This window comes from Agrobacterium sp. DKPNP3 (assembly GCF_052686535.1).
In genome coordinates, this window is record NZ_JBQYSN010000025.1 from 1 (window position 1) to 15,687 (window position 15,687).

16 protein-coding genes and 1 tRNA gene are annotated in these 15,687 nt (G+C 59.1%); 8 read left to right on the forward strand and 9 right to left on the reverse strand.

Features of this window, described 5'->3' with window-relative positions:
* Positions 1–636, forward strand: a 636-nt coding sequence (locus tag ACUTJJ_RS09465) for an NAD-dependent epimerase/dehydratase family protein (protein WP_445541979.1), incomplete at its 5' end; no start/stop codon positions are given.
* 90 nt (positions 637–726) lie between these two features.
* Positions 727–2,283 carry a phospholipase D family protein gene (locus ACUTJJ_RS09470; RefSeq protein WP_445541980.1) on the forward strand — a complete coding sequence of 519 codons (1,557 nt, stop codon included), beginning with the start codon at positions 727–729 and terminating at the stop codon, positions 2,281–2,283.
* Between the two features lie 15 nt (positions 2,284–2,298).
* Here ACUTJJ_RS09470 and ACUTJJ_RS09475 read toward each other — a convergent pair whose 3' ends face one another.
* The 3 genes from ACUTJJ_RS09475 to ACUTJJ_RS09485 all read right to left on the reverse strand — a co-directional run bounded on the left by ACUTJJ_RS09475 (position 2,299) and on the right by ACUTJJ_RS09485 (position 8,596).
* Entirely contained in the window at positions 2,299–3,132 is an 834-nt protein-coding gene (locus ACUTJJ_RS09475) for a response regulator (protein ID WP_063949114.1), read from the reverse strand.
* Between the two features lie 160 nt (positions 3,133–3,292).
* Positions 3,293–5,806: a GcvT family protein gene (locus ACUTJJ_RS09480; protein WP_445541981.1), complete on the reverse strand. Its 2,514-nt coding sequence runs from the start codon at positions 5,804–5,806 to the stop codon at positions 3,293–3,295.
* 162 nt (positions 5,807–5,968) lie between these two features.
* Complete coding sequence (locus ACUTJJ_RS09485) at positions 5,969–8,596, reverse strand: mechanosensitive ion channel family protein (RefSeq protein WP_445541982.1); 2,628 nt, start codon at positions 8,594–8,596, stop codon at positions 5,969–5,971.
* Positions 8,597–8,757: 161 nt separating this feature from the next.
* Between ACUTJJ_RS09485 and ACUTJJ_RS09490 the strand changes: the two genes are divergently transcribed.
* Together ACUTJJ_RS09490 and ACUTJJ_RS09495 are read left to right on the forward strand one after the other, a co-directional pair.
* Complete coding sequence (locus ACUTJJ_RS09490; protein ID WP_445541983.1) at positions 8,758–9,012, forward strand: GlsB/YeaQ/YmgE family stress response membrane protein; 255 nt, start codon at positions 8,758–8,760, stop codon at positions 9,010–9,012.
* Between the two features lie 153 nt (positions 9,013–9,165).
* Positions 9,166–9,241: transfer RNA gene (locus ACUTJJ_RS09495), tRNA-Lys, on the forward strand.
* Between the two features lie 130 nt (positions 9,242–9,371).
* Here ACUTJJ_RS09495 and ACUTJJ_RS09500 read toward each other — a convergent pair.
* Positions 9,372–9,770 carry a hypothetical protein gene (locus ACUTJJ_RS09500; protein ID WP_445541984.1) on the reverse strand — a complete coding sequence of 133 codons (399 nt, stop codon included), beginning with the start codon at positions 9,768–9,770 and terminating at the stop codon, positions 9,372–9,374.
* Between the two features lie 323 nt (positions 9,771–10,093).
* On the opposite strand from ACUTJJ_RS09500, the gene ACUTJJ_RS09505 reads away from it, so the two are divergent.
* From ACUTJJ_RS09505 to ACUTJJ_RS09515, 3 genes are all read left to right on the forward strand, one after another.
* The gene (locus ACUTJJ_RS09505) at positions 10,094–10,345 is read left to right on the forward strand and encodes a hypothetical protein (RefSeq protein ID WP_296070260.1); all 252 of its coding nucleotides are present in this window, start codon (positions 10,094–10,096) and stop codon (positions 10,343–10,345) included.
* Positions 10,346–10,563: 218 nt separating this feature from the next.
* The gene (locus ACUTJJ_RS09510) at positions 10,564–10,794 is read left to right on the forward strand and encodes a hypothetical protein (RefSeq protein ID WP_063948898.1); all 231 of its coding nucleotides are present in this window, start codon (positions 10,564–10,566) and stop codon (positions 10,792–10,794) included.
* 262 nt (positions 10,795–11,056) lie between these two features.
* Complete coding sequence (locus ACUTJJ_RS09515) at positions 11,057–11,245, forward strand: hypothetical protein (RefSeq protein WP_063948897.1); 189 nt, start codon at positions 11,057–11,059, stop codon at positions 11,243–11,245.
* Between the two features lie 119 nt (positions 11,246–11,364).
* Here the strand turns inward: ACUTJJ_RS09515 and ACUTJJ_RS09520 are convergent, their stop codons facing one another.
* Together ACUTJJ_RS09520 and ACUTJJ_RS09525 are read right to left on the reverse strand one after the other, a co-directional pair.
* A complete protein-coding gene (locus ACUTJJ_RS09520) occupies positions 11,365–11,613 on the reverse strand; it encodes a hypothetical protein (protein WP_445541985.1) in 249 nt (82 codons plus the stop codon).
* 152 nt (positions 11,614–11,765) lie between these two features.
* On the reverse strand, positions 11,766–11,924 hold the full coding sequence (locus ACUTJJ_RS09525; protein ID WP_186376630.1) for a hypothetical protein: 159 nt from the start codon (positions 11,922–11,924) through the stop codon (positions 11,766–11,768).
* Between the two features lie 250 nt (positions 11,925–12,174).
* Here ACUTJJ_RS09525 and ACUTJJ_RS09530 point away from each other — a divergent pair, with 250 nt between their 5' ends.
* Positions 12,175–12,612, forward strand: coding sequence for a PACE efflux transporter (locus tag ACUTJJ_RS09530; protein ID WP_063948895.1), 438 nt, complete (start codon positions 12,175–12,177; stop codon positions 12,610–12,612).
* A 27-nt stretch (positions 12,613–12,639) separates the two neighbouring features.
* On the opposite strand, the gene ACUTJJ_RS09535 is transcribed toward ACUTJJ_RS09530, so the two are convergent.
* The 3 genes from ACUTJJ_RS09535 to ACUTJJ_RS09545 all read right to left on the reverse strand — a co-directional run bounded on the left by ACUTJJ_RS09535 (position 12,640) and on the right by ACUTJJ_RS09545 (position 15,687).
* On the reverse strand, positions 12,640–13,608 hold the full coding sequence (locus tag ACUTJJ_RS09535; protein ID WP_445541986.1) for an alpha/beta hydrolase family protein: 969 nt from the start codon (positions 13,606–13,608) through the stop codon (positions 12,640–12,642).
* An 87-nt stretch (positions 13,609–13,695) separates the two neighbouring features.
* Complete coding sequence (locus tag ACUTJJ_RS09540) at positions 13,696–14,301, reverse strand: ABC-type transport auxiliary lipoprotein family protein (RefSeq protein ID WP_063948894.1); 606 nt, start codon at positions 14,299–14,301, stop codon at positions 13,696–13,698.
* Positions 14,302–14,316: 15 nt separating this feature from the next.
* Positions 14,317–15,687 (reverse strand): MCE family protein, encoded by a 1,371-nt coding sequence (locus tag ACUTJJ_RS09545; protein WP_063948893.1) that lies wholly within the window; start codon positions 15,685–15,687, stop codon positions 14,317–14,319.

The window sequence follows — 15,687 nt, forward strand, 5'->3', positions numbered from 1 at the left end:
ACCCGCATGCTGGCGGCAGCGGCGGTGGAAGCAGGCGTACAACGGTTGGTCTTTACCAGCACCACCGCGCTCTATGGCGACGCCGTTTCCGCCGAAACCTGCACCTTCATAAACGAAGACACACCACCCCGGCCAAAGAGCATTTACCACCGCACCAAGCTCGAAGCCGAGCAGGCGCTGGAGGAAATCGCTGGTCCGCATCTCGCCGTACGCGTTCTGCGCATGTCAAGAAGCTTCCCGGAGCCTGCTGATGTGATGGCGGCTTACAGGCTGCATCGCGGCGTCGATATCCGCGATGTGGCCGACGCCCATCTATTGGCACTCACCAATGCGGGCGACGATTTCCAGCGCCATATCATATCGGGGGCAACGCCGTTTGCCGCTTGCGATTGCAACGACCTCTCACGCGACGCAGCCTCGATCCTGCGGCAGCGGATGCCCGCCCTCGCCGACGCTTTTGCACAGAGGGGATGGGAACTGCCTGCAACCATCGACCGCATCTATTCGCCTCTGCAGGCCAAAAAATCGCTCGGCTGGACCTCCCGTTATGGCTTCGAAGAGGTGCTCGCCCAACTCACCCGCCGCAGTCTGGAGGTGCTGCCTGTGGGTGCGACTATCAACAGGAAATCCGAATAGCGTACCAAGGCACCGCCACCGTGAACGCTTTCCCCCCTCGCGCGTTTTCACTGCGCCTGATACTCTTCGGGCCGGGAGCGATCAAAACAAGTGACTGCATTTACGGTCTTCATCATCATTCTTCTCGTGCTCATCGGGCCGAGCCTGTTTGTCGTCATCGGCAAACAGCGGGAGAAGGCCATTCCGAAACGCCCCTCCACCGCCCTGCCCGTGGCGGAGGAGGAAGCGGCGCTGGACCGGCACTGGCAATCGATCAAGAACGGCTGGAACGAAAAGAACGCGCTCTGCCTCCTGCATTCCAATCTCGATGCCTTTGCGGTGCGCGTGGCCTCGGCGCGGGCGGCGGGGCGCAGCCTCGATCTCATGTATTACATGTGGAATGCCGATCTTACCGGACGGCTGATGATGCGGGAGGTGATTGCCGCCGCCGATCGCGGGGTGCGGGTGCGGCTGTTGCTCGATGATCTCGGCGTCTCCATGTCGGATCGCATCTTCCACGCCATCGACAGCCACCCCAACATCGAACTTCGCCTGTTCAACCCGACAAGGGCGCGGGAGAACATTCTCTATCGCGGGGTCGAGCTGGTTCTGCGTTTCCGCAGCGTCAACAGGCGCATGCACAACAAGGCATGGATTGCCGACGGGCGCGCGGTCATCGTTGGCGGCCGTAACATTGGCGACGCCTATTTCGATGCCGCCGAGCGGGCGAATTTCCACGATTTCGACATTCTCGGTTTCGGCGACATCGTTGCCGATGCCACCGAAATCTTCGACGACTACTGGAACAGCGCCGTTGCCGTTCCGGTCCGGTCGCTGCTCGCACGCCGGCCCAACAAACTTGCCAAGTTGCGGCGGGAGCTGGACGCCCTGCCAAAGAGCGAGGCAGCAAAACCCTATCTCGAGCGCGTCGAAAGCCAACATGGCCGCGATCATTTCCTGATGTCGGATCGCCTGCACTGGGTCGAGGCGGCGGATGTGCTGGCCGATCCGCCGGAGAAGGCGGCGGGAAAACGCCGCAAAGGTCACAACTTTCTCATGGAGAGCCTGCTGCCGCTGATGCAGGCCGCGAGCGACAGCCTTCACATCACCTCCCCCTATTTCATTCCCGGCAAACAGGGTGTGGGGATATTTTCAGGGCTCGCCGAAAGCGGCGTGTCGGTCGCCATCCTGACCAATTCGCTGGCAGCAACCGATGTGGCCGCCGTGCATGCCGGTTACGCCCGCTACCGCAAACCGCTTCTCACCGCCGGGGTGCGGCTGCACGAATTGCGTGCGCAAGCGGATCAATCAAACTTCACCCTGCGCGGCTCGGGCCAGGCAAGCCTGCATACCAAGGCCTTCACGCGGGATGGAGAGACCGGTTATATCGGTTCGCTCAATTTCGATCCGCGCTCTGCCTCGCTCAATACGGAAATGGGCGTGGTGTTCAACTCCCCCGCCCTCGTTGCGTGCATGGACAAGATTTTCGCCGATGAAATCCGCCGCACGATGAGTTTTGAACTCGAAATCGACAAGGGCAAACACATCGTCTGGGTCACCGAAGAACAGGGACAGTCGAGGACACTCCGTCGGGAACCCGATGCCGCCATCAGCCGGCGGATCGTCGCCGGCATCATGCGCTTCCTGCCGCTGGAATCGCAGCTTTGAAGACGAGCGTCCAGCTCAGGCAGCCGGCCGCACCCCTGCCTTTGCCAGCTGTATTTGCACCAGCGTGTCCAGGTTCTGGTTGACGCGGCAATAGAACTCTTCGTCGATGAATGGCCGCAGCATGAAATCATTGCCGCCCGCCTTGAGGAAGCGTGCTGAAAGCAGCCGGTTGGTGGAGGAGGACACGCCAATAATGCGCAGCTCATGCGACCCACGGAAGGTGCGGATGCGCCTCGTCAGCTCGAAGCCGTCAATATCGGGCATGTTGTAGTCGGTCACCACAAGGCCGATATCGGGATTCGCCTTGAGGATATCAAGCGCCTTCGCGCCGCTGTCGGCAAGGCTGACGCGAAAATTATATCGTTTCAGACGGCTTGAAAGCAGCGCCCGCGCGGTTGGACTGTCATCGACAATCAACACGTGATGGCGGTGGTTGGTGAGGAAGCGACAGACGGATTCCGTCAGCATGTCGACGGCGAACACATTGTCCTTCAGGATGTAATCCACCACATCCTTGGCGATCAGCGTTTCGCGGGTCGCCTCGTGGAATGTGCTGGTGAAAACAATGGTCGGGATCGAAAGGTCGATCAGATATTCCAGCGCCTCACCCTTTTCAGCTCCGGGCAGGTTGATGTTGGAAATGGCAAGCGTCACCGGCTCGGACGAATGTTCGTAACAGGCCTGCAACTCTTCGAAAGAGCGACATAGCTCCACGGATACACCGAGCATCTCGTTCAGCCGCCTGCTCACCATCTGCGTGAATACATTGCTGTCTTCCGCCAGCAAAATCCGGCTATTGGTGAAAGGCACGCCCGAATATTGCATGCCCGTTATGCCCAGGAAATTCATTCTGTCCCGACCCCCATCGAAATGTCGGTGGAACATAGCAGGCTCATTTTTCGGAATGATTAATAGCGGCTTCCCTAAAGCACCAGTTGAGCAAATGCTTACCTAAACGGAAATACGGCCCGCAAGGGGCCGTATTTCATTTTCGGGAAGGGGCATTTAATCAAGCGCGCAGCAGCGCATTATCCGTGTCGAAGGGGCTCTCTTCCACCACTTCCGCATCGTAGGACGTGCCGAGAATGCGGATCTTCAGCTTTGTGCCGACAGCAGCGTATTCCGGCTTGAGCATGGCGAGCGCGATGGACTTGCCGAGACGCCAGCCGAAGCCACCGCTGGTGGCGCGCCCGGCCAGCGTGCCGTTTTCGTCGAAGATCGCTTCCGAACCGCGTGCATCCACATCCGTGTTGCCGGATACGGTCAGCGTCGAGAAGACCCACTTCGCGCCGCCTTGCTTGTAAGCCACCAGCGCATCGCGGCCGATGAAGGATTTTTCCGGCCGAACGAAGCGATCGAGCCCGGATTCATAGGCGTTGTACTCCACCGAAAGCTCGCGGCCCATGTTGCGGTAGGATTTTTCGAGCGACATGGAGACCATGGCGCGGATACCGAAGGGCTTGATGCCGAATTCCGCACCGGCTTCCATCAACCGGTCGAAGATGTAGTTCTGCATCTCGATCGGGTGGTGCAGTTCCCAGCCGAGTTCGCCGACGAAGTTGACGCGCAGCGCGTGCGCCGTCGCCACGCCGACGGAAATCTGCTTGCCGGTAAGCCAGGGGAAGTCCTTGTTCTCAAGGCTGGTGCGCGTCAGCTTCTTCAACAGGTCGCGCGACTTCGGACCGGCCAGAACCAGCACGCCATATTTCTGCGTGATCGGCTGCAGCACGACCGAACCATCGGTCGGTGCCAGGCGGAACAGCACGTCATGGTCATGCGCTTCCAGACCACCGGCCGAAACCATGTAGAAACGGCCAGGCGCCCACTCGTAAACGGTGAATTCCGCCTTCACGCCGCCGGTTGGCGTCAGCAGATGGGTGAGCGCGATGCGGCCACGCTTCTTTGGAATGGCATTGGCGAGAATGCTGTCGAGCCATGCCCGCGCACCGGGGCCGGAGACCTCCATCTTGGCGAAGGCGGACATATCGAGCACGCCGACATTCTGATGAACGTTCTTCACCTCGTTGCCGACATGTTCGAAATAGTTCGAGCGGCGGAACGACCACTTTTCAACAATGCGGCCATCATCCAGAGCCGGCGCATGGTTGTGACTGGTGATGACATCGGCGCCGACGCCAAGATCTTCCTCACGCAGCGCGTAACCTTCCGGCGCATACCAGTTGGCGCGCTCCCAGCCGTAAACGGAGCCGAACACGCCCCCGAGTTTCTTCAGGCGGTCGTAAACCGGCGTCGTCTTCAGCGGACGGGCGGCGGAGCGTTCTTCATCCGGGTAATGCATGGTGAAGACGTTGGCATAGGCTTCCTCGTTCTTGGCGATGAGGTAACCTTCCGTTGCGTAAGGGCCGAAGCGGCGAGGATCGACACCCATGAGGTCGAGCGTCGGCTCGCCATCGACGATCCATTCCGCCAGCTGCCAGCCGGCGCCACCGGCAGCGGTGATGCCGAAGGAATGGCCTTCGTTCAGCCAGAAATTCTTCAGACCGGGGGCAGGACCGACGATCGGGTTGCCATCAGGCGTATAGGCGATCGCGCCATTATAGACCTTCTTGATGCCGACTTCGCCGAAGGCTGGAACACGCACCATGGCGGTTTCGATATGCGGCATCAGGCGGTCCAGTTCTTCCTGGAACAGTTCATATTCACTGTCGTCGGAAGGACCGTCGACATAACAGACCGGCGCACCGACTTCATAAGGACCGAGGATCAGGCCGCCCGCTTCTTCACGCATGTACCAGGCCGAGTCGGATTCGCGCAACACGCCCATTTCCGGCAGGCCCTGACGGCGGCGTTCCTGAATGGCCGGATGCGGTTCCGTGACGATATATTGATGTTCGACCGGGATGACCGGAATATTGATGCCGACCATCTCGCCGGTCTTGCGCGCGAACGAGCCGGTGCAGGAGATGATGTGTTCGGCGATGATCTCGCCCTTGTCCGTCGTCACCTTCCAGTGACCGTCTTCAAGCTGCTCGATGGCGGTGACTGTCGTGTTGCGATAGATGGTGGCGCCGCGATCGCGCGCGCCCTTGGCAAGCGCCTGCGTCAGATCGGCTGGCTGGATATAGCCATCGTCAGGATGCTGGATGGCGCCAAGCAGGCCGTCCGTTTCGCACAGCGGCCAGATTTCCTTCACCTGCTCCGGCGTCAGCATGTTGACGCGCACGCCGATGGTCTCGGCGATGCCGGCATAATACATATATTCGTCCCAGCGATCCTTGGTGCGGGCGAGACGAATGTTGGAGACCTTGGAGAAGCCGACATTCATGCCGGTCTCTTCCTGCAGTTCCTCATAGAACTTCACGGAATATTTGTGGATCTGGCCAACCGAGTAGCTCATGTTGAACAGCGGCAGAAGCCCGGCCGCGTGCCAGGTGGAACCGGAGGTAAGCTCCTTGCGCTCGATGAGCACGCTGTCGCTCCAGCCCTTCTTGGCCAGATGATAAAGCGTCGAGACGCCGACAACGCCGCCACCGATCACCACCGCCCGTGCATGTGTCTTCATTTACAGAACCCCTGAAAAGCGCTGGCCTCGCCTTATTCCGCCAGCTTTGGATGGGAGGAATATGAAGCGCTTGCGGGTTGTTCAGCCGCCTGATTGCGACATGGCCATAGGGTGCTGCGACAGGGAAGAAATTGCGACCACAGACGGCGCGCGCCGCCGCGATCATGAACCGCGGCGGGACACCTTGTCGGCTGTTGCTTTTTCGGAAGTGACCGCGTCATCCGTCTTGGCGTCTTTCTTGGCCTCGCTCGCATCCGCGACAGGTGAGGCCGCCGCCCCCGTATGAGCAACCACCGCCTTGTCGCCCTCTTCCGAAAGCAGTGCAGCCAGCATCTGTGGATTGGCGTCGCCCTCCACGTGGATATTGAGGTTGCGCTGCGGGAACGGAATGGCGATGCCTTCGTCGCGAAAGCGTTGGAGGATGGCGATGCGCAAGGCGTTTTTCACGGCCAGCCCGTTCGAAAGGTCGGCCAGATGGAAGCGCAGTTCGAAATCGAGCGAGAAATCGCCAAAGCGCAGGAATTCCACATGCGGCTCTGGATTGCGCAGCACTGGCGGCTGCGCCCGCACCAGTTCCAGCAGAATATCCATCACCTTCTGCGGGTCGGAGTCGTAAGCCACGGAAACCGGTATTTCCGCACGCATGATGCGGTTGCGGTGCGTCCAGTTGCCGACGGAGGAATTGATGAACTCGGAGTTCGGCACGATGATCGATTGCCCACGGAAGGTTTCGATTTCGGTGGCACGCACCGAAAGGCGTTTGACAGTGCCCTCCGTCGTGCCGGTGACCACCCAGTCCCCCACCTTGAAGGGGCGCTCGACGAGCAGGATAAGGCCCGACACGAAGTTCGACACGATGTTCTGCAGGCCAAAACCGATACCGACCGAAAGAGCGGACGCGACGAGCGCAAGGCTTGAGAGGTTGAGGCCAGCCGAAGACACGCCGAAGATGGCCGCAACAGCGATGCCGAGATAACCAATGCCTGTTTTGACCGAGTTGCGCACCCCGGCATCCACCTGCCCGCGCGCCATGACGTTGCTGTCCAGCCACTTCTGGAACCAGCGGGTGATGATGTAACCAATGGCAAACACCAGAATGCCGCCGAAAATGCCGATGAGCGAGATCGATGCATTGCCGACGGTAATACCGGTCAACAGGCGGTAGGCCCAGCTTTCGATATCGCCCGGCTGGAAACCCCAGGAAAACAGGATCAGCGGTACGCCGAAGGCGAGAGCGACGACATAGATGCCGAGGCCGGCAACGAGGCCGGCCTGATCCAGCGGAACAACACCCAGCCCGTAACGCCGGGCAAGATAGCGGCCAGCGAGCGACTCCGCAAACGCGCCCTGCCGTGAAATCGCCTTGCCGGATAGAATGCCGATATACATCGTCGCCAGCACGGCACCCGTCGCGACGATCTGCGTGGCAAGGAAGCGCGCAAGCCCGACATAACCCGTCAGGCAGGCACCGATCAGGATAAGGCCGCCGACACGCAGGAGAATGACCAGCCAGCGCGGCAGACGCTGATGGCCGGTGTCTGAATCCTGCCCCTCACCGATCACCGGACGCAGGAACGAGACGGTAAGCAGGATGAGACCGATGATGATCGAGGCAACGAAACTTTTGGCGACGGTGACGATCAACGGCGAATAAAGCGTCTCGCTGATCGTGCCGAAGAGATAATCGAGACCGTTGACGAGCGCCATCAGCAGCACCGCCGAAGACAGCGTGTGTGCGCCCTTGTTGGAAACCTTCAGCAATCGCCATTCCGGCTGCGTCGGCGCGAAGATCGCGTAGCTCAGGCGCGAGACGAAATAGACGAAACCGGTAACCGCCATCGCCCCGAACAGGATCGGCGCGATGTCGGACCGCAGCACGTTGAAATTATCGAGGAAGAAGGCCGAGGTAACGAGGAACAGAAACAGCGACAGCGACTGCACCATGGTGGACCAGAAAGCCACCGACAGGCGCCTCAAATAGGACGGCTCCCCCGTAAACGCCCGCCGCTCCATGCGGCTACCGAACAGGCGGTAGCCGCCCACCAGGAACAGAAGCGCAGCCATGATCGACAGCGTGACGGCCCCGAACATCGGCAACCGCTTGTAATTCCAGACATAGGTCGCCCAGCTGCTGAAGGCACTGTTGAGGTTGGTGAGCTCCGTCAGGAAGGCGGACGACGCATCGCCGAGCGTCTGCGCGGACACTTCGGTACGCTTGAAAAGCGTTGCGGCAAAAAGAGCCCGCCGGACGGCGGTGATATTGTTGGAAATCTGTGCGGCATTGTTGGCAGTGGCCTCAACCTCGCCGGCCACGGCGTTCACCTCCCCCCGCTCCGCCGTCAGCCGGTTGCGCTCTTCCGTCACCATGCTTGCTTCCGGCGGCTGTCCTTCGCCCGGGGCGGCACCCAGCGCGTCCAGCCGCGTCTTGATCTGGTCCAGACGGCCGCGAAGCTTGGCGTTGGTGGCGGCAGCATCGGTGGCGATACCGTCTGCCCGGCCCTTGAGGTCGACGAGCTGCGCATCATCGCGCCCACCGGCCTCCACCTGCCCCGAAATGAAGGTGAGATCCGACTTCCATTTTTCGAGATCGGTTTTTGCCTGCTCGATGGTCGATGGCTGAATGGCACCGGATGCTGCGGGCGTTGCCTCCTGCGCAGATACATGCGCAACGCCGAGGGCGCTGAACAACGCAAACAATGCAACCAAAACGGCCGCCAAAGCGCCAGCCCGCCGACCACGTGCCGACCGCTCGCGGAGCACCCGCCTGTCGCCCATCCATCCGCCAAACATCAACCGCACATCCATGCCTTTCGTCTTACCATGCTGCTTCAGGCTATTTAGCGCCTGCAGCGCGGAAAACCAGCCGCATTGGATGAGGTTTTCCGCCGTTTGCCTTGCTTTCCACCACGAGAATCATCACCTTTCAATATGCAGCAACATGGGAGGAAATCATGGAATCTGCTGGCATCGGCTGGATTGCAGCCATTATCATCGGTGGTGTCGCGGGGTGGCTCGCCGAACAAGTCATGAAAAGCAATATGGGTGTTTTCATGAATATCATTCTTGGAATCGTCGGCGCCGTCATCGCCAACGCCATCCTTGCGGTGTTTGGAATCGTTTTGACCGGCTGGCTCGGTTATCTCATCGCCGGCTTCATCGGCGCCTGTATCCTCATCGCCATTGGCAGGGCCTTCAGACGCGGCTGAATAAGCATAATTCCGTAAAACCCCGGATTCCCAGGCTTTTCCAGCGCGGCTGAAATTTTTTCGTCACAAAAAACGAATAAATTTCATTTACGCGCTGGACAAGCCCAAACTTCCCCTTTATACGCCCCCTCACACCGCCACACGGTGCCGGTCGGGTGATTAGCTCAGTTGGTAGAGCAGCTGACTCTTAATCAGCGGGTCGTAGGTTCGAGCCCTACATCACCCACCATTTCCTCCTTAGATATCAAGATGCTGTGATGACATGTTAAGGCGTCGCCTCATCGCGACTTCTCGACACCGCACGTGAATTCCGGTTTGGCCTACGGCACGCATTTGCGTGAACGGATGTGCAAAGGCAGCTAAAGATTGTTTGTCGATGCCCGCCTGGGCGAACCCAGAAAGCGCGGCTCAATCGGCCGGCCGGCGATGCGACTGCCAAACTCCTCGGTAAAGGGCACCGGCTCCGCTCGTCTCACCGCCTCGATGGCGGAGTCGATGAAAGCTTTCCGTCTTGGACTATCCTCCTGCGGGCTGACACCAACGACGACGACCTTGTTTCGCACCTGCCCATCCCTGTGCAAAATAAACCGCAAAGTGACCACCAGCCCTTCCGCATCCTCCGGCGGCTGCCAGCAGGCGAAAATCGCATCGAACATCTCGTTGATGTTGGAGGCAGGTGTTGGGTCTTTGCAGCCCCGCGACTGCGCGACAGCCTGCATCGGAATGCCGGCAAGCAATGCAGCGACAAAAAGCAGCATAATAAAGCAAGAAAATCTGATGAAGGGGGAAAATATTTTATCCAAATCGAAACCCTGAAAATACAAATAAGCAATATTAAGAAATATTATTCACCGTAAATAATTCTTCGAGCATCAGCAACATAATTGCACCTGAGAATTCCATCTCTATTTAAGATCATGATATAAAGCCTGGCTTTATCTGATCCGATCCTAGCGATAGCCCCTTCCCTACAGCCCCAGCCAATTTGAGAAAAAGCGCCGTCCTCGGTCGGAGCGGCAATAAGTTTCATCAATTAGATCGCGACGACGCGCGCTTCCCCAAAGCTGTCTCATTCATCCCTATGATCGGAGTCATGAGACTGCTCATCAACATCTTGCTCTTCATCGTCGGCGCGGTCGGAAGCGGCATATTTGCGACCCTGATATCGGCCGCCCTTGCCGATTCCGGTCTTCTCGGCTCCTGCTTTGAGGGAAATTGCGGTTACGCCGCGCTTTTCATGGTTCTGCCGGTCACATGGTTCGTGCTTTTTGCGCTGTACGTGATGGCGCTCCTGATCTGGCGGCGCAAGCCGTTCCGTAACCGCAGGCTCTGAAAACGAGTATTGCCACCCAATTGCCACCGGGCGCTCGTTGACAGCAATAAAGACTTGCCGCTAACGTCCGCCTGCTGGGGGATTCGCTGCCAGTGATATGCGGGAAGCCCTTCAAGGCGTCCTGATGTCACCGGGCTCTGAATGTGCATGTTCCGATTTGCGTCTTGCTTTTATGGCAAGGCGCTTGGTGGCGTGCCGGAAAACAGGGAGACCAAAAGATGCGGGCCGCTATCAATTCCCCGTCGCTGTCGATCGACACCATGGACTATCAGGCGGAATGCCAGTTCGCGCTGGAGCCTTCCATTCGGGGGCTCATTGAAAAAGCCGAAGACGCCGGCTGGAACCGCCAGCAGGCTGCCCTCGCCATCGTTGCACTCGCCAGCGAGCATCTGACCGATCTCATGGCCACCGCCGCCGCTCCTGTGGCGGATCAACGCCCCCTCTCCTGAATTCCCCGAAAAGCCTCTCAGGACGTTTCTCCGTCCCCAAGACATCTTCCTTGAAGTTGAAGCTGCAGCACCGGAGTGTCCCCGTCGACACTGCCGGGCCGTCGCGCGGGCTAAGCTGCACCGCACTTATGCATACCTCTACAAGGCGAGGCGCGGCTGGGCGCCATGGCAACGGGGCGCCGGCCAATTCACCGGCCCTGCCATAGTGTTGACATAAGCACCCAATAATGAGAACATAAAGTGAACATTATGGAGGTCAGCGATGAACACATCAGACGCAGCCATAGAAAATGCCCTTTCCGTCGTTGCCCGCTCGCGTGACCTGCGGGAGCGCGCGCTCGAACGGCGACGCGAGTTACAGCGGCGAACGGAAGTCATCATTACCCGCCCGCTTTATGTTCTGAAAAAGAATGACGGGCCGAAACAATTGTCATTGAAGCTGGACAGCTGAGGCGACGGGCGACATGACGCCTATATCGGCGAAGGACGTCCTCAGGGCGCTGAAACGAAAATCCCGTGCAGATGTTCATCACGCACGGGATTTCAGGTTCTAACGAATGTCATGTTGGTTTACTGCATGCGCTGCATCGCAGCCTCTGGCTCGCCGGTCGCGGCAACCGCTCCCGGCAGGCGGTCGGTTTTTTTCAGGACAACGACCGGTTTTTCTGCCGGGTCGGTCGGCGGAACGATGCTTGCGGTTTTAAATTCACGGTCGACGGCAGGAACGGAAGCATTGATCTTTTCATGACCTGCGCATTCCGCGAGCGCTGCACTGGCTGAAAAACCAAGGACAGCGGCGATTATGAGAACTGATTTCATGTCATTCTCCCTTCGCTTTTATGGCATCTCCAGTCTATGTGGAGACAAGCCGGATTGAAAATCACACTTTAGAGACATCTAAAACTATCATTCCTGGTCGGCAGTCGTGCTCATCACTGGCCTTCGACGGCCATTGGGCAAGGTCCACGCCCTTATTTCTTCCGCAAATCCAGCGGGTTTTGGCAAAGCGGCCGGCGAAATATCATCGCCACGTAACTTCCCTTGAGGGATATGAGATTTGGCGTATAGGTTGAAACCGTCGCCACATTGGCGGCCTTTATGGTTCTTCCTTCAGAGGTATTGTGCTGCATTGCGCGCCTCCTTCCGTTAGCGATAACGAAAATGAGCTGCTCTTGTTCCGATCACGCTTTCGTTGGCACAAGGCAGAAATGCGCTAATGTCTTCTGCTCATCGGTTGGGAAGAAACACGCAGAACGCCCCGCCCCCATAGCCCTTGCTTGAAATATCGGCCCCAAGGCTCTATATCAGCGAGCGCGAGGACGACCTCGGCCATATCGGCAACAGCATGCGGGACGGCCCGGTCAAAAACCGGAGAATGCAATGCGCTCCCTGCAAGATCGTATCCGCCACGCCCTCAGCTTCGAAATCATCGGCCTTCTGCTTGTCATCCCGCTTGGCGCACTGCTTTTTGGCATGCCCATGGAAGACATCGGCGTCGTCGGGCTTGTCAGCGCCACGCTCGCGACGGTCTGGAACTACGTTTACAATCTCGGCTTCGACCATGCCATGCAGCGCCTGAAGGGCACGACACTGAAAACGCCCACCCTTCGGGTCGCCCATGCGGTGCTGTTCGAGCTAGGCCTGCTGATCGTGCTGATGCCGTTCATCGCCTGGTATCTGAACATCAGCCTCGTCCACGCGCTCGTGATGGATATTTCGTTCGCGCTTTTTTACGTGGTCTATGCGTTCGTCTTCAACTGGAGCTACGACCGCGTCTTCCCCCTGCCGGAATGGAAGTCACAGCAGGACGCCGCCTGAGCGGCGTCTATCCCTTGTTGCAAAAGCTCAGCGCAGCGAGGCGTTGAAGAATTGGACGACAGCGGTGTTAAAGCTGCGATGAAATGCCGGGCGGTCGAAACCCGCAGCGTCGGCGCAAATTTCAGGCGCGGCTTTTTTCATCTCGGCCGGGCACGGCGCGATAAAAGAGAAATGTTCGGCCCCCTTCACGACCCGAAAATCCTGAGCTGACGGCAAAGTGTCCCGCAATCGAGTCATATCCTGAGGCGCGATGCCGTCGCCACCATGCTCCGAGCTCCAGAACTGGATGGGAATACGAACCTCAGCCACATCAGACGCGGATGGGAAAACGTTGAGCGGATCGGCGACAACGATTGCTTTCACCCGCCCGTCTCTTGCCTTTGGCCCGGAACCTGCATCCTTATCGAGCATCTGCGCGCAGATTGGCGCACGCGGGTCAGGGCATGGCACCCCGGCCTTTGCAAAATCAGGAATGCCGCCGGCAAGCGTCAATGCCGTGTAGCCGCCGCGCGAAAATCCGAAAATACCGATCCGTCCGCGATCGATGAAACGGCCCTCGGCCATGCTGCCGAGCATATGATCGAGCAAACGGGAGATTTCCGCAGGCCGTTGCGTCAACGCCGTTAAATCCCCGGCTCGCTCCATATTGAGTACGCTATCGCCCGCATGATTTATCGCCGCTACGATGAAGCCTGCATCCGCCAGAGCTGTCGCAGTGTCGCGATGACTGAAAGCGCTGCCACCGAAACCGTGCGATATGACCACGAGTGGATAAGTCCCCTCCGGGATCGCGCAATCGCGCGTCGCAGACAAAGAAAAAGGCCCAACCCGGACCTCGGCAGGCATATCTGGACATGGCGACCAAAGCGCGGCCTTGAGCGGCGGTGCGTCACCATCGGACGGCTGGTCAATAAGACGAAAGCCAGCCGCCGCGGAGAACTCAACGGAAACGACTGAAAAAAGAAAAAGTGAAAATAAGAAGCCTGAAAAGCGCATCAAAATCCCAGCCTATGAGAGTGACCGGACGAATATAAATCCGGCGCACTCAGCATAGGAGAAAATCAACGGGCGGCAATGCCCGCGTTAGAGCGACTTCAGCGTCCAGGCCACGATCTCGCGGGTGGCGGCGGCGAAGGCTTGGTCGAGTGCCTTGACGAAATTGGCGTTGCCGGAGCCGCTGACGCGGGCGCTGGAACGGAACACCTCTTGCGCCCTCACCGTGCCGTTGCGATCATTCAGCAGCTTCACCGAAATTTCGATATTCGCCACGTTGCGAGCGGTATCGATTTCGAAGGCGCGGATATCGCTCACGACCTGGTAGTCGATGGCGAGGCCCTGCCCCGGGCGGCCGACGCCGCCGAGTTTGCCTGTATCCTCGAAGGCTTCCACGAGCTTGGATTGCACCATGCGCGGCAGACGGTCGCTCCATTGGGAGTTGCCGAGATATTGCACCTCGGAGCCGGAGAGACGCACCACGATGTTCTCGCTGTCGAGCGCCTTCAGCGCCGTCGGATCGGCAATCAGCAGCTGACGGCTTTTCAGCGACGGCCCCTGCGTCACCGCAGCCGGCGACACGGAGAGATCGAATGTATCGTTTTTCGGCGCGCCAGCACAACCCGCCATCATCGCGGCGAGCAGCGGTGCAAGAACGAAGGCGCGACGCATCTGGCCGTTCATCGATAGTCTCATTGGCCCATACCCCTCTTAGCGCCTTGTTCTGCCATCATATTGTTTCACGGTTTCGCCGCCGAAAATCAACCGTTGCGGATCGCGGTCAATGTTGGTGATGGCGTTGTTGAGATTATCGACCGTCTGGCGCGTGCTGCCGATCAGCGCCTGGAAATCTTTCAGGCCAGAGCTGGAGAAGCGCGTCAGATTGTCGGCAATCGGGCCGATGCGGGCATTGAGATTGTCGGCCACCGCCTTGAAGGAGGTGAGCGTCTCGCGCGCCTTGGCAAACAGCGAGTTGGCATCATCCGTGCCGAGCATGCCGTCCACCTTGGCAAGAATGCCATCGACGCGGCTGGAGGCAAGGTTCAGCTTGCGGCCCATCTCAGTGAAGTCGGATACCGCCTGGTCGATATCGGCGCGACGGGCGCCAACATCGTCGGCAATCCGCTTGAAGTTCGCGACGGCGTCACGCGCATCGGCCGTTGCCGACGACACGTCATCGACCACGTTGCCCACCTTGGCGGGATCGACGGAGGCGAGAAGCTCATCCGCGCGTTTGACGACCGTCTGCACTTCCGTGCTCGCCGCCTCGAAGTTTTTCGCTGTGCTCTGCACCGTGTCCATGATGCCCTGGATGTCGCTGGAAGCGGACGCGACATCCTTCGTGACCTTGTCGACGTTGGACAGGATGGAATCGATCTTGCCGGCATCCACCGCCTTCACAAGGTCCTCGACCGCGCTCAGCGTGCCGTCGAGGCGCACCGAGACCGACTGGACCGTCGTGGACAGCGAACTCAGGCTCGCGATGAAATTCTTGATGCCATCGGAATTGGCTGCCAGCGCATCGGAGAATTTCTCGGCATTGCGCACCGTCTGCGTCAGCGGGCCACGCGCATCCTGCACGAAACCCTGTAATTCGCCGATCGCGCCATCGGCTCGTTTCAAAATCTTGTCGGCGGTGGCAAGCAGGTTGGTGACGCTCGAAAGATCGGCGGTCAGCTCGGCCGGAACACCGCTTTCGACGGCTTTCTGCAGAATGCGCTCGCCATCCTTGTTGCCACCGGAAAGCTCGATATAGGCTGCCCCGGTCAGGCCCTGAATTTCAAGCACGGCGCGTGTAGACGGGAAAACCGGGGCATCGGCCTGCACTTCGGTAAAGGCGATGGAATAGGCCGGATCGTCGCGGTCGATAGCAAGCCCGCGCACCGTACCAACGGGAATGCCGTTGAACCGCACCGGCGAGCCGACCGAAAGGCCGTTGGCGGAGCCCGGAATGCGCACGACAAGCTGCGCCGTTGGGCCGCCACGGCCGAATTCCGCCATCCAGTAAACGAAGCCGAATGCGGCGGCGATCACGATCAGCGTGAAAATTCCGACTATGGTGTAGTTCGCCTTGGTTTCCAT

Bases quoted from the DNA above. Each gene is read 5' to 3' on its own strand.
- ACUTJJ_RS09475 (WP_063949114.1), bottom strand. From the start codon at position 3,132: ATGAATTTCCTGGGCATAACGGGCATGCAATATTCGGGCGTGCCTTTC.
- ACUTJJ_RS09480 (WP_445541981.1), bottom strand. From the start codon at position 5,806: ATGAAGACACATGCACGGGCGGTGGTGATCGGTGGCGGCGTTGTCGGC.
- ACUTJJ_RS09485 (WP_445541982.1), bottom strand. From the start codon at position 8,596: ATGTTTGGCGGATGGATGGGCGACAGGCGGGTGCTCCGCGAGCGGTCG.
- ACUTJJ_RS09490 (WP_445541983.1), top strand. From the start codon at position 8,758: ATGGAATCTGCTGGCATCGGCTGGATTGCAGCCATTATCATCGGTGGT.
- ACUTJJ_RS09500 (WP_445541984.1), bottom strand. From the start codon at position 9,770: ATGCTGCTTTTTGTCGCTGCATTGCTTGCCGGCATTCCGATGCAGGCT.
- ACUTJJ_RS09505 (WP_296070260.1), top strand. From the start codon at position 10,094: ATGATCGGAGTCATGAGACTGCTCATCAACATCTTGCTCTTCATCGTC.
- ACUTJJ_RS09510 (WP_063948898.1), top strand. From the start codon at position 10,564: ATGCGGGCCGCTATCAATTCCCCGTCGCTGTCGATCGACACCATGGAC.
- ACUTJJ_RS09515 (WP_063948897.1), top strand. From the start codon at position 11,057: ATGAACACATCAGACGCAGCCATAGAAAATGCCCTTTCCGTCGTTGCC.
- ACUTJJ_RS09520 (WP_445541985.1), bottom strand. From the start codon at position 11,613: ATGAAATCAGTTCTCATAATCGCCGCTGTCCTTGGTTTTTCAGCCAGT.
- ACUTJJ_RS09525 (WP_186376630.1), bottom strand. From the start codon at position 11,924: ATGCAGCACAATACCTCTGAAGGAAGAACCATAAAGGCCGCCAATGTG.
- ACUTJJ_RS09530 (WP_063948895.1), top strand. From the start codon at position 12,175: ATGCGCTCCCTGCAAGATCGTATCCGCCACGCCCTCAGCTTCGAAATC.
- ACUTJJ_RS09535 (WP_445541986.1), bottom strand. From the start codon at position 13,608: ATGCGCTTTTCAGGCTTCTTATTTTCACTTTTTCTTTTTTCAGTCGTT.
- ACUTJJ_RS09540 (WP_063948894.1), bottom strand. From the start codon at position 14,301: ATGAGACTATCGATGAACGGCCAGATGCGTCGCGCCTTCGTTCTTGCA.
- ACUTJJ_RS09545 (WP_063948893.1), bottom strand. From the start codon at position 15,687: ATGGAAACCAAGGCGAACTACACCATAGTCGGAATTTTCACGCTGATC.